Annotated in this window: 24 protein-coding genes; 13 read left to right on the forward strand and 11 right to left on the reverse strand. The window is 44.6% G+C overall.

The genetic code is table 11. The features are described from left to right. Position 1: 1 nt before the first annotated feature. From D1614_RS05670 to D1614_RS05690, 5 genes are read right to left on the reverse strand one after another with little or no spacing between them, the layout of a single operon-like run. Positions 2-1,459, reverse strand: a complete 1,458-nt coding sequence (locus D1614_RS05670; protein WP_119436944.1) for a UDP-N-acetylmuramoyl-L-alanyl-D-glutamate--2,6-diaminopimelate ligase — start codon at positions 1,457-1,459, stop codon at positions 2-4. 1 nt (position 1,460) lies between these two features. Then, positions 1,461-3,563 carry a penicillin-binding protein gene (locus D1614_RS05675; protein ID WP_119436945.1) on the reverse strand — a complete coding sequence of 701 codons (2,103 nt, stop codon included), beginning with the start codon at positions 3,561-3,563 and terminating at the stop codon, positions 1,461-1,463. A gap of 3 nt (positions 3,564-3,566) precedes the next feature. Next, positions 3,567-3,914: an FtsL-like putative cell division protein gene (locus D1614_RS05680; protein WP_119436946.1), complete on the reverse strand. Its 348-nt coding sequence runs from the start codon at positions 3,912-3,914 to the stop codon at positions 3,567-3,569. 1 nt (position 3,915) lies between these two features. After that, positions 3,916-4,818 (reverse strand): 16S rRNA (cytosine(1402)-N(4))-methyltransferase RsmH, encoded by a 903-nt coding sequence (gene rsmH / locus D1614_RS05685; protein ID WP_119437408.1) that lies wholly within the window; start codon positions 4,816-4,818, stop codon positions 3,916-3,918. A gap of 7 nt (positions 4,819-4,825) precedes the next feature. Next, positions 4,826-5,278 (reverse strand): division/cell wall cluster transcriptional repressor MraZ, encoded by a 453-nt coding sequence (locus D1614_RS05690; RefSeq protein ID WP_119436947.1) that lies wholly within the window; start codon positions 5,276-5,278, stop codon positions 4,826-4,828. Between the two features lie 374 nt (positions 5,279-5,652). Between D1614_RS05690 and glsA the strand changes: the two genes are divergently transcribed. The 3 genes from glsA (at position 5,653) to D1614_RS05705 (ending at position 8,293) form a co-directional block, all read left to right on the forward strand. Next, a complete protein-coding gene (gene glsA, locus D1614_RS05695) occupies positions 5,653-6,501 on the forward strand; it encodes a lyso-glycine lipid O-acyltransferase GlsA (RefSeq protein ID WP_206609934.1) in 849 nt (282 codons plus the stop codon). A gap of 135 nt (positions 6,502-6,636) precedes the next feature. Then, entirely contained in the window at positions 6,637-7,596 is a 960-nt protein-coding gene (gene glsB / locus D1614_RS05700) for a glycine N(alpha)-acyltransferase GlsB (RefSeq protein WP_119436949.1), read from the forward strand. Between the two features lie 4 nt (positions 7,597-7,600). Continuing rightward, entirely contained in the window at positions 7,601-8,293 is a 693-nt protein-coding gene (locus tag D1614_RS05705) for an NUDIX hydrolase (RefSeq protein ID WP_119436950.1), read from the forward strand. 37 nt (positions 8,294-8,330) lie between these two features. Here the strand turns inward: D1614_RS05705 and D1614_RS05710 are convergent, their stop codons facing one another. Further along, positions 8,331-10,229, reverse strand: coding sequence for an amidophosphoribosyltransferase (locus D1614_RS05710; RefSeq protein ID WP_119436951.1), 1,899 nt, complete (start codon positions 10,227-10,229; stop codon positions 8,331-8,333). Continuing rightward, a complete protein-coding gene (locus D1614_RS05715) occupies positions 10,226-10,687 on the reverse strand; it encodes an SPOR domain-containing protein (protein WP_119436952.1) in 462 nt (153 codons plus the stop codon). Before D1614_RS05715 ends, D1614_RS05710 begins: the two co-directional genes overlap by 4 nt. A 256-nt stretch (positions 10,688-10,943) precedes the next feature. On the opposite strand from D1614_RS05715, the gene miaB reads away from it, so the two are divergent. From miaB to D1614_RS05730, 3 genes are read left to right on the forward strand one after another with little or no spacing between them, the layout of a single operon-like run. Continuing rightward, positions 10,944-12,275 carry a tRNA (N6-isopentenyl adenosine(37)-C2)-methylthiotransferase MiaB gene (gene miaB / locus D1614_RS05720; RefSeq protein WP_119436953.1) on the forward strand — a complete coding sequence of 444 codons (1,332 nt, stop codon included), beginning with the start codon at positions 10,944-10,946 and terminating at the stop codon, positions 12,273-12,275. Positions 12,276-12,279: 4 nt separating this feature from the next. Next, entirely contained in the window at positions 12,280-12,633 is a 354-nt protein-coding gene (locus D1614_RS05725) for a carboxymuconolactone decarboxylase family protein (RefSeq protein WP_119436954.1), read from the forward strand. A 48-nt stretch (positions 12,634-12,681) separates the two neighbouring features. After that, on the forward strand, positions 12,682-13,005 hold the full coding sequence (locus tag D1614_RS05730; RefSeq protein ID WP_119436955.1) for a NifB/NifX family molybdenum-iron cluster-binding protein: 324 nt from the start codon (positions 12,682-12,684) through the stop codon (positions 13,003-13,005). On the opposite strand, the gene yjjX is transcribed toward D1614_RS05730, so the two are convergent. Further along, on the reverse strand, positions 12,992-13,525 hold the full coding sequence (gene yjjX / locus D1614_RS05735) for an inosine/xanthosine triphosphatase (protein ID WP_119436956.1): 534 nt from the start codon (positions 13,523-13,525) through the stop codon (positions 12,992-12,994). The genes D1614_RS05730 and yjjX overlap by 14 nt on opposite strands. A gap of 153 nt (positions 13,526-13,678) precedes the next feature. Here yjjX and D1614_RS05740 point away from each other — a divergent pair, with 153 nt between their 5' ends. The 4 genes from D1614_RS05740 to D1614_RS05755 all read left to right on the forward strand — a co-directional run bounded on the left by D1614_RS05740 (position 13,679) and on the right by D1614_RS05755 (position 17,567). Beyond that, positions 13,679-14,125 (forward strand): GNAT family N-acetyltransferase, encoded by a 447-nt coding sequence (locus D1614_RS05740; RefSeq protein ID WP_119436957.1) that lies wholly within the window; start codon positions 13,679-13,681, stop codon positions 14,123-14,125. A 36-nt stretch (positions 14,126-14,161) separates the two neighbouring features. Further along, complete coding sequence (locus tag D1614_RS05745) at positions 14,162-14,824, forward strand: AlbA family DNA-binding domain-containing protein (RefSeq protein WP_119437409.1); 663 nt, start codon at positions 14,162-14,164, stop codon at positions 14,822-14,824. 93 nt (positions 14,825-14,917) lie between these two features. Further along, positions 14,918-16,072 carry an alkaline phosphatase gene (locus D1614_RS05750; RefSeq protein WP_119436958.1) on the forward strand — a complete coding sequence of 385 codons (1,155 nt, stop codon included), beginning with the start codon at positions 14,918-14,920 and terminating at the stop codon, positions 16,070-16,072. A 151-nt stretch (positions 16,073-16,223) separates the two neighbouring features. Continuing rightward, on the forward strand, positions 16,224-17,567 hold the full coding sequence (locus tag D1614_RS05755) for a 1-acyl-sn-glycerol-3-phosphate acyltransferase (protein WP_147384040.1): 1,344 nt from the start codon (positions 16,224-16,226) through the stop codon (positions 17,565-17,567). Between the two features lie 67 nt (positions 17,568-17,634). Here D1614_RS05755 and D1614_RS05760 read toward each other — a convergent pair whose 3' ends face one another. From D1614_RS05760 to kdsB, 3 genes are all read right to left on the reverse strand, one after another. Beyond that, positions 17,635-20,622: an insulinase family protein gene (locus tag D1614_RS05760; RefSeq protein ID WP_119436960.1), complete on the reverse strand. Its 2,988-nt coding sequence runs from the start codon at positions 20,620-20,622 to the stop codon at positions 17,635-17,637. Positions 20,623-20,909: 287 nt separating this feature from the next. After that, positions 20,910-21,260 carry a T9SS type A sorting domain-containing protein gene (locus D1614_RS05765; RefSeq protein ID WP_119436961.1) on the reverse strand — a complete coding sequence of 117 codons (351 nt, stop codon included), beginning with the start codon at positions 21,258-21,260 and terminating at the stop codon, positions 20,910-20,912. A gap of 65 nt (positions 21,261-21,325) precedes the next feature. Further along, a complete protein-coding gene (gene kdsB, locus D1614_RS05770) occupies positions 21,326-22,060 on the reverse strand; it encodes a 3-deoxy-manno-octulosonate cytidylyltransferase (protein WP_119436962.1) in 735 nt (244 codons plus the stop codon). Between the two features lie 252 nt (positions 22,061-22,312). Between kdsB and D1614_RS05775 the strand changes: the two genes are divergently transcribed. The 3 genes from D1614_RS05775 to D1614_RS05785 are packed head-to-tail and all read left to right on the forward strand — an operon-like array spanning position 22,313 to position 24,666. Continuing rightward, positions 22,313-23,545, forward strand: a complete 1,233-nt coding sequence (locus tag D1614_RS05775) for a sigma-54 interaction domain-containing protein (RefSeq protein ID WP_119436963.1) — start codon at positions 22,313-22,315, stop codon at positions 23,543-23,545. A 3-nt stretch (positions 23,546-23,548) separates the two neighbouring features. Further along, the gene (lptE, locus tag D1614_RS05780) at positions 23,549-24,064 is read left to right on the forward strand and encodes an LPS assembly lipoprotein LptE (RefSeq protein WP_119436964.1); all 516 of its coding nucleotides are present in this window, start codon (positions 23,549-23,551) and stop codon (positions 24,062-24,064) included. Positions 24,065-24,066: 2 nt separating this feature from the next. Further along, positions 24,067-24,666: a tetratricopeptide repeat protein gene (locus tag D1614_RS05785; protein WP_119436965.1), complete on the forward strand. Its 600-nt coding sequence runs from the start codon at positions 24,067-24,069 to the stop codon at positions 24,664-24,666. Positions 24,667-24,669: the final 3 nt, after the last annotated feature.

Here is a 24,669-nt window from a genome sequence, read left to right on the forward strand (position 1 = left end):
TTTAATCGTCCAATCCGAAACATTTCCTTACTTCTTCCCTGTCATCAAAATGATGCTTCACCCCGTTTATTTCCTGGTAATTTTCGTGTCCTTTTCCGGCAATCAGGATAATATCTCCCGGCTGCGCCATCAGTACGGCTGTTTTAATGGCATCTCTGCGGCTTTCGATCGAAACCACTTTGTTTTTGTACTGCGTATCAACGCCGGCTTCCATGTCTTTAATGATTGCTGCCGGGTCTTCTGTTCGCGGGTTATCCGACGTCAGAATCACCTTATCGCTGGCCAGCAAGGCTTCGTGCGCCATTTCGGGGCGTTTGGTTTTGTCGCGGTCGCCACCGGCACCAACTACCGTAATTACCTGCTCGTTTCTTGTTCTTATTTCTGAAATGGCCCCGAGTACATTTTTCAGCGCGTCGGGCGTGTGTGCATAATCCACAATCGCGTATTTACCATCGAGGCTGCGAATGGTTTCGAAACGCCCCTGTACCGACTGCAGGTTGCTGATGTGCGCCAACACTTCATCGCGGTTCTGCCCCAGCTGAATAGCCGTTGCATAAACTGCCAGCAAATTGGAAGCGTTGAACAAGCCCACAAAGCGGGTCCATATTTCCTGACCATCAAGATTTAACAGCATCCCGTCGAAATGACTTTCGAGTACTTTGCAGCGGTAATCGGCCATCGAACGGTTGGAGTAGGTCAGCTTTTGTGCCTTCGTATTTTGCAACATCACCAAACCATTTTTGTCATCGACATTGGTGAGTGCAAATGCCGAAGCAGGCAGCCCGTCAAAAAAGGCTTTTTTCGCCTTGATGTATTCTGCAAACGTTTTGTGGTAGTCGAGGTGATCGTGCGTGATATTGGTAAAAATTCCGCCGGCAAATTCAATCCCGGAAATCCGTTCCTGGTGAATCGCATGCGAACTCACTTCCATAAAACAATATTCGCAACCTTCAGCGGCCATTTCGGCCATCAGCTGCTGTATTTTTAACGCATCGGGTGTGGTATGTGAAGCCACTTCCTCGGTTTCGTTGATTTTATAAGTAATGGTAGAAATCAGCCCAACGTTGTAGCCCTGCATGCGGAACAGACGATGCAATAAAGTAGCAATGCTGGTTTTCCCGTTGGTGCCAGTTACACCCACCACCTTCATTTTTGCCGATGGGTAATTATAAAATGCCGAGGCCAGCTGGCCCAGCACCGCATTTGCGTCAGCCACTTTAACAAAGCTCACATGTTGAGGCAGCTCACCCGGCAGTTCTTCACATACCACCACCGAGGCACCGCCAGCTATGGCCTTGCCAATAAATTGGTGTCCGTCCACATGAACTCCGCGCTGCGCCACAAATACAAATCCGTCCTGCACTTTTCTTGAATCGAAAGCAATCCCCTTCACCTCACCGGCGGAATTGCCAACGAGCTCCTTAACTTCTATTTTTTCGATCAGTTGATGTAACTTCATATTATCCCAGTGCTATGTAAATCGTCTGTCCCGGACTGCATTTTGCCCCGGCCCTTAACGATTGTGTTTTTACTTTTCCGACTCCGTTTATCTTTACTTTCAAACCTGCATTTTCAAGCAAAAAAATGGCATCGCTGGCCCCCATTCCGCGAACGTCCGGAACCAGTCCCTGCTGAAACTCAGCACCGGTAACCAGCAATTGATTGTCATTCTCCTCCACATTTGCCAGCAGAGATTCAGGTTCTCCCTTCACATTCTCCAGCTCCAGCTCATCGGCCACTTCCAAAATATCTTCGGTATTTCCTTTGGCGATTTTCAGGTTACGAACCCGATCCTCCTCCTGCTCGTCTTCCAGGCTGGCCAAAATCTGACTTGCATATACTTTTTCTGAAATCTCTTTAAATACAGGACCGGCCACCGACCCGCCATAGTACGTTCCGCGCGGATTATTAAAGGTGACAATCAGTGAATACTGCGGATTATCTGCCGGAAAATAACCTGTAAACGACGCCAGGTACATTCCTTTGCTATAACCTGAACTGCTGGTTGCCACGCGGGCCGTTCCCGTTTTCCCGGCTACTTTAAAATATTTTCCCTGAATCGTGGTTCCGGTTCCACGTTCACAAACACCTTCCAACATGTCCTGCGCCTTCCCAATGGTTTCACGCGAAGCAATCATGGGGTTCAGCACCTCGGGATCAAAGCGTTTTACCAGGATTCCGTTGTCACGAATTTCTTTTACCATTCGTGGTTTTACCATTTTACCCCCATTGGCCACTGCATTGTAAAAAGTCAGGATTTGAAGCGGCGTCATTTTGGTTTCGTAACCGTACGACATACCCGCCAGCGTGGTTCCCCACCAGTCGGCGTCACCCGGGTATTTAAAATACGGACGGCCTTCTCCCTCTATTTCAATCCCCAGGGCTTTGTTTACCCCGAAACTATAGACCCTGTCTACGTATTTTTTTGGATTCTTTGCGTAATGGTCGGTAATAATTTTTGCGGTGCCAATGTTGGAAGATTTCTCAAACACCTGTTTCACCGTTAGTTTTCCATAACCGTGTGTATCCCTGATCACGCGGCCATTGTTTGCCCACGAACCATTTCCGGTATCCACCACATCGCTGGTATCCACCACTCCGTCTTCCAGGGCCGCCATCAGCGACACAAGTTTAAAGGAGGAACCCGGCTCAAAACAGCCCCGGTGCCCCAATGCGTAATTATCTTTTTCGTAATAACCGCTTTCGCCTTTTCCCAAGTTAGCGATCGCCTTTAGTTCACCGGTTTTCACCTCCATCAGAATAGCCGTAGCCCAGTCGGCATTCGATTGCAACAACTGGTTGTAAAGGGCACTCTCAACAATGTCCTGAAGTTTTACATTCAGCGTTGTGACCACATCCATTCCGTCCTGTGGTTCAATTTCGGTGCGAATCACCCAGCGCCCCGAAAGGTTCTGACGGTAACTTACCCCATCTTGTCCTTTCAGATAGGATTCATATGCTCGCTCCAAACCGGTATAACCGATCGGCCCGTTAATTTCTTCGTATTCTCCTTTATTTAAACTCCCGATGGTACGCAATGCCAAAGACCCCAGCGGATTCACACGTTTGTTTTCCTGCTCCACAATCATACCGCCACCGTAACGTCCGCGACGCAGGATCGGGAATTTCTTTAATTGCTGCAGTTCGAGGTAATCAATTTTCCGCGACGTGATCAGAAAACCACGGTTACCCGCTTTGTAGGCTCCTTTTAATTTGCGCAGGTATTCGTTTTGAGAAGCATCCTTAAAAAAACGGGACAGGTGCCAGGCCAGTGAGTCACACTCGTTATTAAACACCTTTTTCACGCCATCGGCTGCCAAATCGATGCGCACAAAATAACCGGGCACCGAAGTTGCCAGCACACTGCCGTCTTCCGCACAAATATTTCCGCGTGTAGGCTCCACTACAACGGTGTTTTTGCTGAGGTTTTCCTCGATCTGCTGCCAGCGGTCGTTTTTAATGCGTTGCACCGAAAACAACTTGCCAATCACGATCAAGGTAAACAGCAGGAGTACAAAATACACCAGCGCAAAACGTGTTAATATGGTTTTACGAATCCCCATCTATCAATTATCCTCTACTACCAGTTTTCTGGGCGGCTTTACCGGCTCTTTTAAACCAATGCCCGCCTCGTTTACTTTTTTTGCCACCTCCGAGGGGCGGCTTGCATCCATTAATCTTGCTGAAATGGTGGCATGCTCCGAGCGAAGCGCCTCCAGTTCCTTTTGCATGTCCCCGATTTGCCGGATTGTTTTTTCCGACCAGTTGCGATTCATAATCAGAGCCAGCCCAAACATGGCAAGCATCACCACAAAAGGAAATTGCCGCGAAATCCGCTCATCGGTCAGGATCGTCCCTCCAATGAACGACTTCATCCCCGTCTTCTTCTTTTTTCCCGTGCTCTCTCCTGCCATCTTACACCCTTTCAGCTATTCTTAATTTTGCACTTCTCGAACGCGGATTCGCCGCCAGCTCTTCTTCGCCCGGAATAATTACCTTGCGATTCACCGCCACAAAAGGCGTTTGAACATTCCCGTAAAAATCCTTCTCCACTTTCCCTTCAAAATTTCCGGTCTTTATAAAATTCTTACACAGACGGTCTTCCAGACTGTGGTAAGTAATGATCACCAAACGCCCACCCGGCTTGAGCAAATCCAGGCTGGCTTCCAGAAATTCCTTCAGCGCCTCCATCTCCTCGTTCACCTCGATGCGCAATGCCTGAAAAACCTGGGCCAGGTACTTATTCTCAATTGCCCTCGGCGCACAAGCAGCCGCAATTTCCTTTAAGCGGGTAGTTGTATCGATGCGCTTTTGCACGCGTGCCTTTACAACCTCGGAAGCCAACCGTCGCGCATTTTTGATTTCACCGTAAAGTGAAAAAAGCTGCTGCAACTGCGCCTCCGAATATTCATTAATAATGGTAGCGGCATCGGTTTGCGCCTCGCGGTTCATGCGCATATCCAGCGCCCCGTCGAAGCGAAACGAGAAGCCTCTCTCCGGAACATCAAAATCGTGTGACGAAACGCCCAGATCGGCAAACATCACATCTACTTCCTCCACGTCGTAATGCCGCAGAAAATTTTTAACATATTTGAAATTATGCCGGATAAAAAAAAGCCGGTCATCCTCTATGGCATTCCCGGCAGCATCTTCATCCTGATCGAAGGCAAACAGCCTCCCGTTATTTAACTGATCAAGAATGAGCCGGGAGTGACCGCCACCGCCAAAGGTGGCATCCACCACACAGCTACCCGGGCCGAGGTTCATCGCCTCGATACTTTCCCTTGCCAAAACCGGTATGTGATAAACATTTGTCATCTTAACCTTACGTGTTTTGTCCATCAATCATTTTCAACATATCCAGGTAATCTTCATCCGAAACGCTCTCCTGAGCGCTAACCGCAGTACTCAAACGAATGGATGTTTGCATGCCAAGGAAAGATACTTTGTCTTTCAGCCCGGCATATTCGAGAAACTCATTCGGAATATTGATCCGACCATTTGCAGCAACTCCCACATGCACAAAATTCTGAAAGTAAAGCTGGAGCAGCTTGTCGTGCATCGGGTTGGTCTCAGGACTAAGCTTTGCCCTGAATTTCTCAACACCTCTTTCCCAGGTGTCAACCGTGTGGATATCCAGGCATTTACTCCGGCGGTTTTTTTCCACCACAACAAACTCAAGCTGCATCTCACCCATCGCCTTTTTAAAGGCCGAGGGCAATACCACCCTGCCTTTATCGTCGATAGTTGCGTTGTATTGTCCAGCGAAAGTTGCCATAAACGAGGTTCCACTTTTATTAAGCGTAAAAATACAATTTTATTCCAAATCATGCCATATTATTCCATTTCATTCCACAGCGATTTTAACCAACTTTGTTAATAACACCTTATTAAGCTGTTGATAACCCATACTGGCCAGTTGAAATGTTTTCCATTCTCACTGATTCAATGAAACTTACAAAACACATCCAGAATAATAAACAGGCGTTAATAACTCTACAAAACCAACTTAGCATCCTCTTAACCAACCAAATAAGATTACCTCCATCAATTGACGGCAGAATTATTAATTTTGTCCCCACAAAATCACAGGCCATTTTCTGAATTTTCACGAAATGGCTGCTTTAAAAATGCTGATTAAACAACACAATGATGGCAGACAAAGCAAACAATACGCCGATTAAACCCATCAACATCAGAGAAGTATTCCGGGAGAAGAACGAACGCATCGCCCGATTGATTCCGGGATTTGGCTACGCTTATCTCAACCGGATCCTGCACATCGATTTCATCAATAATTTATTGCAGAAATACGGACAACTCAAAGGAATTGAGTTTGTAGACAAAGTAGTGGAAGAGTTCAATGTACGGGAGCATTTACACGGCACGGAAAACATCCCCACCGAAGGGAAGTTTATTTTCGCCAGCAACCATCCGTTGGGTGGATTTGATGGCATGTTGCTGATGAAAAACGTTGAAAAGAGACTCGGAGGTTTCAAGTTCCTCTCCAACGATATTTTACTGAATATCCCGCAACTTAGTCCCGTTTTTGTGCCGGTAAACAAACACGGCGGACATGCGCGGGAAGCAGCCAGGATGCTCGCAGGTGTTTATGAATCCGACGACCAGGTTTTAATCTTCCCCTCCGGGCTGGCATCCAGAAAAATAAAGGGAAAAATTGTGGACCTGGAATGGAAAAAGCATTTCATAGCGAAGGCGATCAGACACAAACGGGACATTATTCCGGTATTTATCAGCGGCAGAAACACCAACCGCTTTTACCGGCTCGCCAAGCTCAGAAAGTTTTTACGGATAAAGTGGAACCTGGAGATGTTCTTTCTCCCCGACGAAACGTACCGGCACCGAAATACCGATGTTCATTTACATTTCGGAAAACCAATCCCTTATTCAACCTTCAACTCAACAAAAAACCACAAAGAATGGGCAGAATGGGTTAAACAAGAGGTTTACAAATTACCGGCAACCAACAGCCGGCATTAATTAATAAAAAGAAAATGTCTTGCTTCGACGGATTTTTTTAATTTTGTAATCCATTTTTCTAAAAGACCGTAAACAGTTTTGGATTGAATGAAGCTTCGTTCAGATGGGATTAGAAAAAAACTAACAAAGTAACAGATGAAGGAAATTATAGCACCTGTATCCAAGGAAGAGCTTATTGCGGAGCTCACGCCGGATAAACTTCTAAGGAAAACCAACAAGGGAGGAAATGAGATCTACGTTATAACCGCGCATGATTCTCCCGCAACCATGCAAGAATTAGGCCGGTTACGCGAGATAACTTTCAGGGATGCAGGAGGAGGAACAGGAAAAGAAACCGACATCGACAATTACGACACACAGGAAAAACCATACAAACAGCTTTTGGTGTGGGACCCTGATGCCCAGGAGGTCTTAGGCGGCTATCGCTACATGATCTGTGCCGATGCTCCACGCAATGAAAAAGACGAAGTATTGATGGCAACATCCAGGGTATTTCATTTCTCCAAAGAATTCGTTGACAATTACCTCCCCCACACATTGGAGCTGGGGCGTTCTTTTGTTCAACCGGCTTACCAGTCAAGCAAAGCAGGCGCGAAAGCTCTGTTTGCGCTTGATAATCTTTGGGACGGACTTGGCGCACTCACTGTCGACCATCCGGAGATCAAATATTTCTTTGGAAAAATCACGATGTACGAGCACTTCCACAACGAAGCACGCAACCTCATCCAGTATTTCTTTAAGAAATATTTCCGCGACAAGGAAAACCTGGTATATCCGAAAAAACCGGTGGAATTTGACATCGACATTCCGGCCATGCAAAAATTGTTCGTAGGCAATAATTACAACGAAGACTACAAGATACTGGTGCAAGGTGTTCGTCAGTTCGGGGAGAATATACCTCCGCTGGTAAATGCCTACATGAATTTGTCGCCATCGATGAAAACATTTGGCACCATTAAGAATGAGAAATTTGGAAACGTACTGGAGACAGGAATCATTGTTACCATAAAAGACATCTACGATGCCAAGGTAGACCGACACATTGAAACCTACATCAAAGACAAGGAAAACGACGAATTTCCCACACCAAAATAACGACATGGATTTCTATCAGCAAGAACACCGAACGCTTGTAGCCGTTGACTCGATTATTTTCGGCTTTAATGAAAACGACTACGAATTGAAGCTCTTGCTTCTGAAAAGAAATTTTGAACCCGCCAAAGGAGAATGGTCGCTGATGGGAGGCTTTGTTACTCCCAACGAAAGCCTGGACGAAGCAGCTCTGCGGATTGTTCAGAAGCTCACCGGACTGGAGAACGTTTATATGGAACAACTCTATGCCTTTGGTGATCCCCACCGCGATCCGGGGGGCAGAATTATTTCGGTGGCTTATTTCTCGCTGATCAAAATAAACGAATACGACAAAGAGCTGGTAAAAAAGAACGGAGCATCCTGGATACCTTTATCCGAGTTGCCCATGTTGATTTTTGACCACAACGATATGGTTTCAATTGCGCTCAGAAAGCTGCGGATCCGCGCACGCACGCAACCTATCGGATTTGAATTACTACCAAAGAAATTCACCATCCCGCAACTGCAGCGCCTGTACGAAGCCATCTACCAAAAACCGTTTGACAAACGTAACTTCCGACGCAAAGTACTGACCATGGGGTTGCTCGACAAGCTGGAAGAAAAGGAAAAGGAAACCTCCAAAAAAGGAGCTTTTTACTACCAGTTCAACACCGCCAAATACGAAGAATTACTTCGCAGGGGATTCAACTTCGAACTCTAGAAAATTCAACAAGAAAATATTGAAAGAGCAGACTTTATTAATAAGCCCGCTCGTCTTTCCCTTCCACAAAATTGATAAACGAACTGTTTACCACCCGGTTTCCGCCCGGAGTCGGGTAATTTCCTGAGAAATACCAGTCACCCAAATCGTTCGGACATGCTTTGTGCAGATTCTCCAGCGATTGATATACAATCTCTACCTCTGCTTTGCAATCTTCAGGTTTCAGCAGTTCCGCAATTTTGGCCGAGATTTCTTCGGGAGTGAACGGTTTGTAAATTTCACGCACGTAATTCACCATTTCTTCTTTTGGCAAATTCTCCTGCTCTTTACATTTTTTGTAAACGTCCTGAATCAGTCCTTCTTTACCATGATCTTTCAGCAACTCTATAGCAGCATTAAAAGCAATGAACTTGTCCAGGCGGGCCATGTCGATTCCATAGCAATCGGGGTAACGAATTTGCGGTGCCGACGAAACTACAATGATCTTCTTCGGATGCAGACGGTCCAGAATTTTCAGGATACTGTTTTTCAACGTAGTTCCCCGAACAATTGAGTCATCAATAATCACCAGCGTATCCACATCGTTTTTGATGATACCGTAAGTAACATCGTAAACGTGCGCCACCAGGTCGTCACGGCTGGCATCATCGGCAATAAAAGTCCGAAGTTTTACGTCTTTGATGGCAATTTTTTCCACCCGCGGCTCAAAGGAAAGAATCCGCTTAATATCTTTATCGCTTAGCGAACCGTTCTTTTTCTGAATCTGATCAATCTTCCAGTCAACCAGGTAATCCCGAACTCCCTGCACCATACCGTAAAAAGCAGTTTCTGCGGTATTGGGAATATAGGAGAACACGGTATTCTCAAAATCGTAATTCACTGCCTTCAGCACCGTCGGTGTCAGCAAATGGCCCAATTCCTTGCGCTCCTGGTAAATGCTTTTGTCGCTACCTCGCGAGAAATAAATCCGCTCAAACGAACAGGATTTCCGTTTGTGCGGCACCCTGATCATGTCGCGACGAACTTCGCCATTGTTTTTAATGACCAAAGCTTCGCCGGGTGCAATTTCGTTTACCTCGTTGGCATGAACGTTCATTACGGTTTGAATCACCGGACGTTCAGATGCGACCACCACAATTTCATCATCGCAATAATAATGCGCCGGTCTGATTCCCCAGGGATCGCGAACCACAAATGCATCGCCGTGTCCAACCAAACCGGCCATGGCATAACCACCGTCCCAGTCTTTGGAGGCACGCTCCAGAATATTCTGAATATCGAGGTTCTTCTCAATAAGCGGCGAAATTTCAGAATTGGAATATCCTTCGTTTTTATATTTTCTGAAAAGCAACTGATTTTCTTCGTCAAGGAAGTGCCCTACTTTTTCGAGCGCAGTTACTGTATCTGTATATGCTTTCGGATGTTGCCCCAAGTCAACAAGTACATTAAACAACTCGTCGGTATTGGTCAGATTGAAGTTTCCGGCAAGCACCAAATTTCTTGATTTCCAGTTATTTTGACGCATAACCGGATGCGCAAACTCGATGCTGTTACGGCCAAAAGTTCCGTAACGCAAATGTCCTAAATAAAGTGATCCGGCAAAGGGATAATTTAGTGCAGCCCATTCCGGATCATTTATATCAGCATCGTGTCGTTTAGCTTTCTTCAATGGTTTGTTTACCTTCTCGAAGATATCCTTAATCGGATTTTGCTCCACCGATCTTACCCGGCTGATATAAGGATAGCCCGGCGCCATCTCACTTTTCACACAAACCAGCCCGGCACCGTCCTGCCCCCGGTTATGTTGTTTCTCCATAAGAAGATACAGCTTGTTCAGACCGTACTTCCAGGTTCCGTACTTTTTGTGATAATACGACAGTGGTTTTAACAGACGAATCAATGCAATACCACACTCGTGCTTAATCTGATCACTCATTTTGAATTCGGTTTCAGCAATGGAAAATTAATTACATCCGGAACAACAAAGGCGGTTGGATATTCCTTTTGGATCTTCTTATACAACTTCCAGGCTTCGTTCTTGGTCCTGAAATCGCCGACTCGTACCCGAAAATTCGGAGCCACAAACTTAATGTGCACCGCATATTCCGGATATTCAGACAAAAAATCTACTTTGGTTTTCAGCGCTTGTTCTTTTGCGTCCATTTTTGAGCTGAAGAAAATCTCCACCCTAAATCCATCCATTCCCTCTTTTTCGTGGTTCTTTTCAATATGCCAATCCAGCATTTTGTCCAAAACAGGATCGCGCTCTACCTGCAGTCTGTCGAAAATGGTAACACTGGCTGAATCCGGCACCGCATTCACCCCCACAAAATCCTGAGCACAAGCAAACTGCGCGACAAAGAAAACAGCCAAAAAGAGAACTAGAATCCTCATTATTCCTTCAATTGAGTGTGCAAATATAATTCAAAAACATATAAAACAAGAACGCAACAAAGATCAACACATTGCCTTAATCTAATGGTAATGTCAACCGCCGGAAACCCAATGAACACACGATTACTTTACCGTCAATTAAAATTAAACGTTTTCGCCAACTTACCAAAACCTGCTCATTACCAAGGCAGGGTCTTGTAAAAATCGGCAGACACACGATTCATTCACAAATAAAAAATAACTTTGCGCCCGCATCATGGAAGAAAGAAAATTATTTATTGAAACGTATGGCTGCCAGATGAATGTGGCAGACAGCGAAGTAGTAGCCGCCATACTACAGGAAAAACAATACACTCTGGTGGAATCGGCCGAAGAAGCTGATACAATTTTTTTAAACACCTGCTCGGTACGCGACAATGCCGAACAACGTATCTGGGGAAGACTGGCACATTACAAAAGCCTCAAAAAGAAGAAAAAAAACCTGGTTGTAGGGGTTTTGGGCTGTATGGCCGAAAGAGTTGGCAACGAGTTTATTGAAAAGGAAGCGGCTGATTTGGTCGCCGGTCCCGATGCTTACCGCGATCTTCCGTATTTAATTGATAAAGTTAACGACGGGCAAACAGCGGTAAACGTAGAGCTTTCCACCATTGAAACCTACGACAAAATTACCCCTGTTCGGATTGGCGACAAGGCCATTTCGGGTTTTGTAAGCATCATGCGCGGATGCAATAATTTCTGCACATACTGCATTGTTCCCTACACCAGGGGGCGGGAACGAAGCCGTGACCCACAGGACATTTTAAACGAAGTACGTGATTTATCCGAAAAGAACTACAAAGAAGTAACCCTGCTCGGGCAAAATGTAAATTCGTACATGTGGCTGCCCGAAGGAGAACGCAAACCTGTAAAATTCTGGGACTTGCTCGACATGGTAGCACAGGTGGATCCCAACATGCGTATCCGTTTCACCACCTCACACCCGAAAGACATGTCGGACAAGGTGTTGCGAACCATGGCAAAACACGACAACCTTTGCAAACACATTCATTTGCCGGTACAATCGGGCAGCTCGAATGTATTAAAAACCATGAACCGCAAATACGACCGGGAGTGGTACCTGGGACGCATTCAGGCAATACGTGAGATTCTTCCGGAATGCGGTGTTACCACCGACCTTTTTACCGGGTTCTGCGGAGAAACAGAAGAAGACCACCTGGAAACACTTTCGTTGATGAAAGAGGTTCGTTTTGACAGTGCTTTCATGTTTAAATATTCGGAACGCCCGGGAACCTATGCAGCAAAACGCCTTGACGATGATGTGCCGGAGGATGTAAAAACACGCCGGCTGAACGAGGTGATCGCTTTGCAAAATCAAACATCGATCGAAAACAACCGGGCCGACATTGGTAAAACGGTGGAAGTACTGGTGGAAGGAACGTCAAAAAAATCGGACGAAATGCTGTTTGGCCGGACTTCGCAAAACAAAGTAGCGGTATTTCCCAGGTACAATTATAAAAAAGGCGACCTGGTAAAAATTATCGTGAACGATTGTACACAAACTACGTTAATTGGAGATATATCAAAATAAGACCATGGGGAAATTAGTAGATGAATTCAATGCCTACCGGGCAAAAATGAACGAAAAAATTCTGGCTTCGGACAATAAAGTAATGAAGCGCATTTACAGCCTCGACACACTGACTTACCAGGAAGGCGCTTTAAGTACAAAAGTAAAGGAAATGCTCGGACTGGCGACTTCGATGGTGCTGCGTTGCGACGACTGCGTTAAATACCACCTGGAGAAATGCTACGAGCAGGGAGTTACCACCGAAGAGATTTTTGAGCTGTTCGGAGTTGCCAATTTGGTAGGCGGAACCATTGTCATTCCTCACACCCGGAGAGCCGTTGAATACTGGGAAGAACTGAATAATTCCCCCCTCAATTGAGCCTTTTTCGATTTCAATTGTTATTATTACATCTTAAAATTTTCGACTATGGGCAAACTGTTTGCTATAACTTCATCGGGTAAAACCGAAAAATCGTTTTTGGATCTACGTTTTGGAAAATGTCTCAACGTTGTCATTTTTGATCCTGAAAAAAATACTTTTTCCATTCAGGAAAATCCTTGTCTGGATGCAGAACATACGGGTGTTAAACTCGTAGAATACCTGAAAGAACAGGGAGTAACAACCATTATCACAGGAGAAGTTGGCCCAATGGTCAGTCAGAAGCTGGAAAACGAAAAAATTCAGTTGGTTCTTCTGCCCGAAGAGCGCATCAAGATTGAAGAAGTGATGGACCGCATCACTGGGAAATAGGCAGATAGAGTTCTTTATTCAGAAAAGGAATAAGGGCCAGCTGCACAGCCTGGCGGTACAATTGCGTACGGTCTATTTTATCACCGGTCAGTAATCCTACAGCACCCGATTTTTGCTTCGAATTGTGTTGTTTAAAAACCATGTCGTTGGCAATGCCCAGTTCGTAGCCGTTATCAATCAGAACAGCAACTTTGGGAGGCAGTAAAAAACTGGTCGTTCGCGATTCGCCCTTTTGCGATCCGTCGGAAATAACCACCCACGCAAAGGCTACCAAACCTTCTTTCTCGCGGTGCAACCCGCCTTCAATCCCAATCCAAAAGTCGGCTTCGGGAAAAAGCTTTCGGGCATTGGCAACCCGGTTTCGGGCACCGTCCAGTGTTTCTTCGTCGCTCATTGGTTGATCCGAAACACCGGATTCTACCGAAACACCCGTCACAGTTACAGGATCAAAAAAGGCCCCGAAGCCTTCGGATGCGGCATTGATCTTTACAGGATTTTGGGATGCAACAATGATTTTCATGAATATTTTTCAGTAAAAAAATGAATAATTCGGAAAACAAAAAAACAATCCAGGAGAAGTCGCAAAGAAAGTGGAAAGAAATCGCGTTTCATGACTTGTCTCTTGTTTGAATTGGCGAGGAATAGCTATTTTAGATCATCAAAACTAAAAACTATGAAAGTAAGACTGGCAACCATCGACGACCATGAAAGGCTGGTAGAATTTCAACTGGCTATGGCCCACGAAACGGAAGGAATTGAGCTTCAACTGTCAAAGGTAGAGCAAGGCGTGGAAGCTGTTTTGAGAGACTCCAAAAAGGGAAGTTATTTTGTCACCGAGATCAATGGAGAAGTAGTGGCTTCGCTGCTCACCACTTTTGAATGGAGCGACTGGCGCAATGGCACTATTATGTGGATTCAATCGGTGTATGTAATGCCACGCTACAGACGAAGAGGTGTTTACCGGAGCATGTATGCGCACATAAAAAGCATGGTATTGAGTTCGGACGAATGGCATGGCATACGACTTTATGCCGACAAGTCGAATCACTCGGCTCACCGTACCTACGAAAACCTGGGGATGAACCAGGATCATTATATTACTTTTGAGTGGCTGAAATAAACCAATCGGGCCACATAGTTGTTGGGAGTTGGCAAGATGAGCAGATACCTTTACAAGTTGATAGAACAGGGCGAGCACGAGCAGCAGGATTTTAAGTTTTGCATTAACGACTCCAAAAAGATTGCGAAATCGCTCGTAGCTTTTGCCAACACCAACGGTGGCCGACTGCTTATCGGAGTAAAAGACAATGGTAAAATAGCCGGAATAAGTTCTGACGAAGAATTTTATATGATTGAGTCGGCTGCCAAGATATACAGCAACCCGGCTATTAATTTTACCACCCGCCAATGGCATGTTGAGGGAAAAACAGTGCTCGAAATAGGCATCGAACAAGGCGATAAAAAACCGTATTTTGCCAAAGATGAAAACGGCAAGTGGCTCGCCTATATTCGCATTGGCGACGAAAACTTTCTGGCACACCGCATACAAATTGAAGCCTGGAAAAAAGAAAACAGCACCACCGGTGTGTGTTTTTCCTACTCCGACGACGAACGTCTCCTGATCGAATACCTCCAGAACAACGACAGCATTTCCTTTTCAAAATACATGCGCCTGGCCCAACTCTCCCGGAAAAAGGCGGGCGATATTTTAACCAACTTTGTTGTGATTGATGTATTGAGAATCAGGACGACCAACGAAGGCACAACTTTTGTGTTAAACCAGGACTTTGATAAAAATGAACTGGAAAAATTCAGGTAAACATTAACAAAAGCTTATCTAATTTGTAACATAATTTGAAGGTTTTATCAAAAAAACTAAATAGTTTCGCAAAGATTTTTAAAAATTACAAGCATGCTCAAGAAAATACTTTTACTGTTTGTACTCACAAACATGGTATGGATTGCTTCGGCACAGGACGAATACCTGAAGGCCGAGTCAGAAGACAAAGAAAAAACGTACCTGGGAGGAGAAGCCTATGACGTAACAATATATCCGCAGAAATTTAAGGCGAAAAAACCCAAAAATGTAATTTTCATGATTGGCGACGGCATGGGCGTATCGCATGTTTTTGCTGCTCTTACGGCCAATCAAGGGAAGCTTTTTCTGAATAATTTCAAATACACCGGCTACTCAAAAACGCAATCAGCCAGCGACTACGTAACCGATTCGGCAGCAGGTGGAACAGCGTTGGCATGTGGCGTAAAAACCTACAACGGCGGCCTTGGGGTAAACAAAGACACAGTGGCGGTAAAGTCGCTTCTTGAAATGGCGGAGGACAAAAATTTGTCTACCGGACTCGTTTCTACTTCGGCCATTACCCATGCCACTCCGGCCTCCTTTATTGCACATCAGTCTTCGCGAAGCAAATACGAGAATGTAGCTACCGACTTTCTCAAAACCGATATCGATGTGTTTATCGGGGGTGGCTTGAATCATTTTACCAAGCGCAAAGACGGCCGCAACCTGTTGGAAGATCTGGCAGAAAAGAACTACCGGGTTGAAACAGATATGGATAAAATTGCCACGGTAAAAAGTGGAAAACTGGCCGGTTTAACAGCTGAGATGCACAACCCGCGTTTAGCAGAACGGGGCGATATGTTGCCGGTTGCTACCGAAACAGCTATCAATATTTTAAGCAACAACAAAAAAGGCTTTTTCTTAATGGTGGAAGGTTCTGCTATTGATTGGGGAAGCCATGCAAACAGCACCATTTATGTGATCGAAGACATGCTTGATTTTGACCGCTCGATTGGGAAAGCGCTCGAATTTGCCGCAAAAGACAAGGAAACACTTATTGTGGTAACCGCCGATCATGAAACCGGAGGGCTTACACTTACTGCCGGAAATGAAGAAACCGGAATGGTAAAAGGCGCTTATGCCACCAAAAGCCACAGCGCGGTTATGGTTCCTGTTTTTGCCTATGGCCCGGGGGCTGAAAACTTTACCGGAATCATGGACAATACCGATGTTCATAAAAGAATCAAGGAATTATTTTTGAAAGACTAAGTTCAAATGATACAATAGAAAACCGGAATTTTGCCTCGTGCAGATTCCGGTTTTTTTATTTTTTGGGCATTGTTTTCTATCTTTCCGCCGCTTTTCGAAAAAATACCAATTCAATAAAGGTGTTAAACAGGGTTTAATAAGAAGATTTTGCATGAAATACGAGAAATGGTCGCTGGGTTACTTCTTCCTCAAGCAGTACGTGCGTTTTGCTGACTTTATCATTCACAAAAAAATAATTGTAAACGGGAAGGAAAACATCCCTGGAAAAGTGCCGATCGTTTTTGCACCCAATCATCAGAATGCGCTAAGCGACCCTATGGCTATTCTACTGCATACTCCGTTTCAGCCGGTTTGGCTGGGCAGGGCCGATATTTTTAAAAATAAAATTGCAGCATTTCTGCTTCGCTTTCTCAAAATAATGCCGGTTTACCGGCTGCGCGACGGAAAAGAACAGCTTTCGAGAAACGACAAAACATTTGCCGACTCCATCCGCGTACTTGAAAACCATGTGCCGCTTGCGTTATTTCCGGAAGCCGCCCATTCGGGAAGACGCCAGATGTTGCCCCACAAAAAAGCTGTACCGCGTATTGTTTTTCTGGCCGAAGAAAAAGCGGGGCACAACCTGAATATTCACATTATTCCCACTGGTATCTATTACAGCAGCTACTGGAAATTTAACCGCACCGTGATCGTTAACCTGGGGGCACCGGTTCGTGCCAACGATTTTTTGGAAGAATATGCCGAAAATCCCAACAATGCCACGCAGCAACTAAAAGATGCCCTGTACAATGCCATTGAGCCCTTGACTCTTAACATCAAAAGCAAGGAGCATTACGAAGATTTTGAAACCATTCGGGAGATCTACGGCAAGGAATACCTTCGCCGGCAGAACAAACGGTTTTCTCCAACTACTCTGTTTCACTCCGACCAGCAACTGGTGCGGCAACTGGATGAATGCGAGGCCCACTCTCCTGAAAAAACCAACGAACTTATAAAACTGACAAGAGACTACAAAAAAACACTTAAAAAACACGGACTGAAAAGCTGGCTGCTCGATAAAAGCAACTACAATGCATTAAAGATTGTTCGCAACAAACTCATCCTGCTGATCGGGTTCCCGGTGTTTCTTTTGGGTTTTATATTTAATGCAGTCCCCTTTTTCCTGATCGACAGCATCAGCCGAAAAAAATTAAAAGACATTGCGTTTCGAAGTACCTTTTTCCTGGTACTGGGCTTGCTGTTCTTCCCCATTGTTTATTTACTCGAACTTTGGGCGGTATCCGCATTACTTCCGGGTGTCTGGCTCAAGCTACTGTTTTTGGTTTCACTTCCGTTTGCCGGCAAGCTGGCTTTCCGCTGGTACATTCTTTTTCTGAAAACTTGGGGACGCGGACGTTTGCTCTACCTCCGCTTGTTTTGCAAAACGACATTCACACAACTTCAATCGAAAAAAGAAAAGTTGTATTCCACACTTGAATCCATGATCACTGTTTAACACATTATACCAAAAAGAAAAAGGAATCCTGCCGGATTCCTTTTTCTTTTTATAATTGACAGGAAACTTATTCCGTCAAACTCACTACCGATCCAAATAAACCGGCATTTTCCTTTACTTTCTCTTCGTTGCCATACACACAAATGGCATCCTGCGCCAACACATCTTCTACCAGTTTTTTCATTCCCTTAATGTCGTCAGCAGTCGTTGCCAACACGGCTTTGCGCTCGGCTTTTAACTGTTCAGGTGTCGTTTTCTCGAAGTAATATTCTATTGCAAGATTGCCTTTCTGAGAGGCCGTTTTCGGGCCATCCATCCGCGAAATTGTACCGATAATGTAGCGGGTCATTGTATTGTCGTCCGCTTCAAACTCATCCAAGTAGCCCGGAGTTTTATCGTAAGTATCGATGGTTTCCTTCAGATTCGGGTCGCGGTACGAGGCAAAATAAACAGTTCCGCTTTGCGAGATACCGGCAAAACCTCCATAAGCGCCGCCAATTACGCGTACCTGGTTCTGCAGCCAGTCGGTAGAAAGTACCTGGTTCAAAACACGCATTTTCCCGTCGTATTCGTAGCCCAGCTTTTTGAAATCGTAGCCTTTTACAACATACTGCACTTTTGATGCTGACTCCAGTCCTTCGTTCTTTTTCTCGTAGTCGAAATCCCAGTCCTGCCATTCAAGCGGCGCCTCTTTTACTGCTGCCACAAAGCTTTCCAATCCTGCCGAATAATCCGCAAAGTCTTTTTCACTGCACGTAATCGTTGCAATCAGGTTTTCTTTGCTAAACAACAGGGCAGCCGTTTTTTCAAGATTTGCAATTATCTCATCACTTTTTGCATCGAAGTTCTCGGCCAGGTCCGAAACAAAACGATAATAATCAAGCCCCTGTGTTTTTTCGTTGTACATCCCCGATTTCGAATAATAGGAAGTCAGGCGGGTCATTGCATAATTCAAACCATTGTTTTTAATGTCAGAATCCACCCGGGCATGATGCCTTGTAATAAGCTCTTTTAGTCGCTCCGGATCATTAATCTTTGAATGATTGATCACCTCGTTTACCAACTCAAACATTTTACCGGCCTTTTCGCTGGTCGCTTTTGAGTAAACAGCAAATTTGGGAAGAATATTTTCATTCGACTGGTCTTCCAGGTAAGTCGTCAGATAGGTGCTAAAACCACCGGTGTTTATATTCAGTGCATTGTCCAGGTCGCCAAAACTGTAATTTTCGGTATTCAGTTTTCCCATAACCGATGACAAAAGCTTGGCATAAGAAATCAATTCTGCCGGCAACACCCGAACGTCAAAATACAAATTACTGTACAGAATGTCGTTGGTGAATTCGTCGTATTGTACCACATCAATACCGGCCACCTCCTGTTTTTTCACATCAAACCATTCCACTTCGGAGCTGATATCCGAGCGCTCCAGCATCGGGATACTTGCCAGTGCTTCCGGCGTGTCTTCTTTCTTCTGGTACTCAATCAGCGCTTGCGTATCGCCGATCAATTCGTCGATCTGTTCTTCAGTTAAACTCGCCTTGTAAGCTTTCAGTTCTTCCTCGGTAGCAGCGCTAATTTTGGCCTGAAGCCCCGGTTCCGGTTTCAGTACCATCAACAAGCTATGCGGATTGTCCAACAAATATTGTTTGACAGTATTTTCAAGCAAATCAGTTGTTAAGGCTTTTTTAGTTTCCTCCAGCGGTGCGTTAAATTCAAGCCCAACAAAAGGATCGTCGGCAAAAAACCAGGTTTGGTAACTCTGCATCAAATACATCAAACCTTTTTGCGGAGTGTTCCCTTCTTTCATGTTAAATTCCATCCGGTTCAGGATTCCTTCCACCATTGTTTTATCAAATCCTTCGTTTGCCGCTTTCTCCATCGCGCTGAATACAATTTCCCGGAACTTGTCTTTATCTTCCGGGTTGGCATTCTGCACCGTAATTTCAAAAACATTTTGTTTTGCCTCGTTAAACGAAGCTCTTACATCGCGCCCAATCCCAGCTTCCTGAAGGGCCAGCCTTACCGGAGCCGATTCGTGATTCACCAATGCATCGGTTAAAACATCAAAGGACATTGACAGGACACGGTCGGTACTTTGTCCGGCCACAAAACTCAGGTTCAGAAATGTTTGATCCTGTGTGGGCGCACCTTCCGGAACTGCGTAGGTTTTCTCTGCTTCTTTCATCGCCTCAAAAGGCTTTTGAAGCGGAATCTCTACAGTCTGATCCGACAGCTCGTATTTCGATAAGTATTCCGAATCGATAAATGCCAGTTCCTGATCCAGGTCGGCATCGCCGTACAACAAAATGTAGCTGTTCCCCGGATGATAGAATTTCTTGTGAAAATCAATAAACGCCTCGTAAGTCAACTTAGGAATTTCGGTTGGGTAGCCGCCCGAAGATACTCCGTAAGTGTTATCAGGGAAAAGAATTTTATTGATCTGGTAATCCAATTCACGGTTCGGGCTGGAATAGGCACCTTTCATTTCGTTGTAAACAACGCCTTTGTAAACCACATCACCGTCCTTACTTTCCAGTTCATGGTGCCAGCCTTCCTGTTCCAAAATCCTTGGATCTTCATAAATCAATGGATTCAGAACCGCATCCAGATACACGTGCATCAGGTTGAAGTAATCCTTGTTGTTCATGCTGGCTACCGGGTAAGTGGTAATGTCAGAGCCAGTCATTGCGTTCAGGAAAGTATTGAGCGAACCTTTCACCAATACATCAAACGGACTTTTCACCGGGAAATTTTTGGATCCGTTCAGCACCGAATGCTCCATGATGTGTGGAGTTCCGCAGTCGTTCTCCGGCACTGTTTTAAAAGCAATATTAAACAGCTTGTTCGGGTCGTTGGCTGCAACTTTCAGTAAACGGGCGCCGCTTTTGTCGTGTTTAAAAAGCAAACATTCGGCATTCACCTCGTTTACAAATTTCTTTTCAACCAGGGTAAATCCATGGTAGCTATTACCTTCCTGGTACTTTTCTTTTGGTGCACACGAAATCAGGACTGACATGAGCACCGTCAAAACAATCAATGCAGTTTTTTTTCTCATATTATGAAATTTTGAATCTTCGAAATATGTAAGGTATAGTTCTTATGACGTTCGAGTTAATGCACTAAACTGTGTTCTCTGCTGGCATTCCCTATAAAAGTTGCCGGAAACACGATCTGTCTCTATTCTATAATAATCTGAAGAATAAGACTACGAATGTGGCGATTTATTACTGTTTGCACAATAAAATTCTACACAAACTCCGTAAGGACAAACAACGCAATGTTTTCCGGGAGATTACAAAAAATGTAAGGATGAAAAACCGATGTTGATTAACTTTCGGTTGTTTAGTTTTTAGAAACCATCAACTTTTTGGTGAGAACCTGATTGTCAGAAGTCATAATCCGCAAAATGTAAATCCCGTTAGGAAGTTGATGCAGCAGAATCGTACTTTTTTGTACAGGAAAATCGTAAACCTCTTTCATTACTTCCTTTCCGGTAATGTTTATAAAATGAACTTCTGATATTTCTTTTGACTGCAACTCGAGCGTTACTTTGTTATTTTTACAGGGATTCGGATATACTTTTAACTCCGATTCCACCTGCTCTTTTCCTTTTACCGAAGAATTCGCAAAATTTTGCGCAGAAGCATTGATGTAAACAAACAGTGTAAATATGATAAGTAGAAAATACTTCATTGTTCCAATTGTTTTTGCTTCTTTTCAAAGGTAACAATTTTCATGCCCTTTTGGATCACCTCCTGTTAAAATAAACTAAGAGCTGCCTGCAAATCTTCCGGAGTATCAATACCTATCGACTGCGAATGGGTCTCTGCAGTTTTAATCCGGTAGCCGTTTTCAAGCCATCTCAATTGCTCCAGCGACTCGGTAAGTTCCAGCTTTCCCTGCTCCAGCTGAGTGATTTGCTGCAACACTTCAGCCCGGAAAGCATACATGCCAATGTGCGCCCAGAAATCGTGTTTTTTTATCCACTCCCCAGTTTCCGCTCCCCGCATGTGCGGAATAGCTGACCTACTAAAATACAAGGCATTGCTCTGCGCATCCAAAACGGCCTTTGGCCTGTTCGGATTAAACAACTCTTCCGTGGAATCGATTTTTTTCACGAGTGTCGCTATCTGTACATCATCGACAAAGCACTCTTTCAGCAAGGCAATTTGTTCCGATTGAATAAAAGGCTCATCGCCCTGAATATTGATCACCACATCAAACGAATGGTCAGCTGCCAAAATACGAGCCGCCTCGGCACACCTGTCGGTTCCGCTCTGATGCGTAGAAAGAGTTTTCACAGCTTTGCCTCCAAAGTTTTCAACAGCCTCAAAAATACGGTCGTCATCCGTTGCCACACACACCAGGTCCAATGCTTTAGCGGCATTTTCGTACACCCACTGAATCATGGGTTTATCCTTGATCATCACCAAAGGTTTGCCGGGGAAACGGGTTGACTGGTAGCGGGCAGGTATTATTCCAACGAAGTTCATTTTAATAAATCTCTATCAATTTGATAGCGCAAAGATAATATTCAATACAGGAATTGGAGCTTTTGAACCGAAGCTTAAAATCAATAAAGGCTAAAAATTCTTAATTGTCAGTAACCAACAGTCATTGCCGGTAAAAAATTGTAATTTTGCGCGTTGAACTTTGCGCAGGTATAAATACCGGGCAAAAAGGCAACCTGAAACAGAATATTAAACTTCTTTTGTTTTCAGGCTTAAAGAAGAAAGTGTATAGACATGGATATACAGACAATTAAACAGCGATTCGAAATTATAGGCAACTCACCGGGCCTGAACCGTGCGATAGAAGTAGCGGTGCAGGTTGCGCCCACCGATTTGTCGGTACTTATTACCGGAGAGAGTGGTGTAGGTAAAGAAATTTTTCCGCAAATCATTCATCAGTATTCGAGCCGTAAACACGGGAAATACATAGCAGTAAACTGTGGTGCCATTCCCGAGGGAACCATCGACTCCGAACTTTTTGGGCACGAGAAAGGCGCTTTTACAGGTGCATTGGCCGACCGCAAAGGGTATTTTCAGGAAGCTGACGGCGGCACCATTTTTCTGGATGAAATCGGGGAGCTTCCTTTGTCGACACAGGTTCGCCTTCTTCGGGTTCTGGAAACCGGGGAATTTATCAAAGTAGGTTCGTCGCAGGTAATAAAAACCAATGTTCGCGTAATTGCGGCTACCAATGTTAATATTCCCCAAGCCATTGAAGAAGGAAAATTTCGCGAAGACCTGTACTATCGTCTGAACACAGTGCCCATCGCCATTCTTCCGTTACGCGAAAGACCCGATGATGTAAACCTGCTGTTTCGGAAATTTGCCCGCGACTTTGCAGAAAAATACAGAATGCCCCCGGTAAGGTTAACAGAAGACGCCCGCTCGGCGCTGATGAACTTTCGGTGGCCCGGCAACATCCGTCAACTAAAAAACGTAACCGAGCAAATCTCAATTATTGAGCAGGAACGCGAAATAAACGCTGAAGTTCTGCAGGAATACCTTCCTTTTACAGGCAGCAAAAACTTGCCGGCTATTTTTTCGCGTGCTGAAGATAGCAGATCGTTTGCCAACGAAAGGGAAATTTTGTACAAGGTCCTTTTTGATATGAAAAAAGACATGACCGACCTGAAAAAGCTGGTACTCGACCTGATGCAAAACCGCGAGGGAACGCTTTCCGGCGATCAGGCACAGATAATCCGCAACCTGTACGACTCTGAAGATATTGGCTTTTCGGCAAAAGAACCGGTAACCAGCCCCATTCATATTTCGCATGTAGAGAAAGAACATATCCAGGATACGGAAGAATTTGTGGAAGAATCGCTTTCTTTGGCTGACAAAGAAATTGAGCTTATTCAGAAAGCGTTGGAAAAACACCGCGGCAAACGCAAATACGCCGCGCAGGAATTGGGAATTTCAGAACGTACGCTTTACCGGAAAATTAAGGAATACGATATTAAGGGATAATCTATGCTGAAAAAAATATTTGCCGTCATCATTTTGGCTTTCATCGTTGGAGGACTCGCTCCCTCGTGTAAAGTAAGTTACTCGTTTACCGGAGCCAACCTTTCTCCGGAAGTAAAAACATTTACGGTTTACTATTTCCCCAACCGCGCGAGACTGGTAAACCCAACACTGGCACAGAACTTTACCGAGAAGCTGAGAGAAAAAATGCAACGTCAGACTTCACTCCACGAACTATCGGAAGGGGGAGATATTGAGTTTGAAGGCCAGATAACGGGTTACGAATTTCGCCCGATGGCGGTGCAAAAAGATGACTTTTCGTCTCAAACCAGGCTTACCATCTCCATTAAACTAAAGTACACCAACAGCAAAGTTCCGGCTGATAATTTTGAGCAGAACTTTACAGCCTACGAAGATTTTGACAGCAACCAGCCCATCAGCTCCGTAGAAGACGACCTAACGGAACAGATCATCGATAAGTTAACCGAAGACATTTTTAACGCCACCATTGCAAACTGGTAAGTATGAAACGGGAACAATTCACCAAATACTTACACAACAGCGCCTTGCTCAACCGCGAATCACTGGAGCAGCTGCGGATTCTTACCGATGAATTTCCGTGGTTCCAAGCTGGTTGGATGCTCTATCTCAAAAACCTGAAAAAAATTGACTCACCTCAATTTGAAGAAGTTTTGAAAAAAGTGGCGGTAATGGTTCCCGATCGCAAACAGTTGTATAAATTCCTGAATAACGAGATTTGCTTTCAGCCCCTTGAAGTTTCAACCGATTCGGCTTTTCTGTACAAGTTGGAGAACACAGCTTCTGTCGAAGTTCAGGGCAATTCTCTTATTGATCGTTTTCTGAATTCAGGCCCGAGCAGTTTCTCCCGTCCAAACCACCGCCCTCAACCTCCTGAATTAGCTGTAGCCAAGGACATTATGGATAAATCAGTAAGCGAAAACGATGAATTAATTACCGAGACATTGGCCAATATCTATTTTCAACAAAAAAATTATACAAAAGCGATTGAATCCTTTGAAAAATTAAGTTTGAAATTTCCGGAAAAAAGTGTTTACTTTGCAAGCCGAATTAAAGAAATTGAAGTAATAAAGAATAATACGTAAGAA

It is taken from the genome of Maribellus luteus (genome assembly GCF_003576475.1).
In the GTDB taxonomy this organism is placed as follows: domain Bacteria; phylum Bacteroidota; class Bacteroidia; order Bacteroidales; family Prolixibacteraceae; genus Draconibacterium; species Draconibacterium luteum.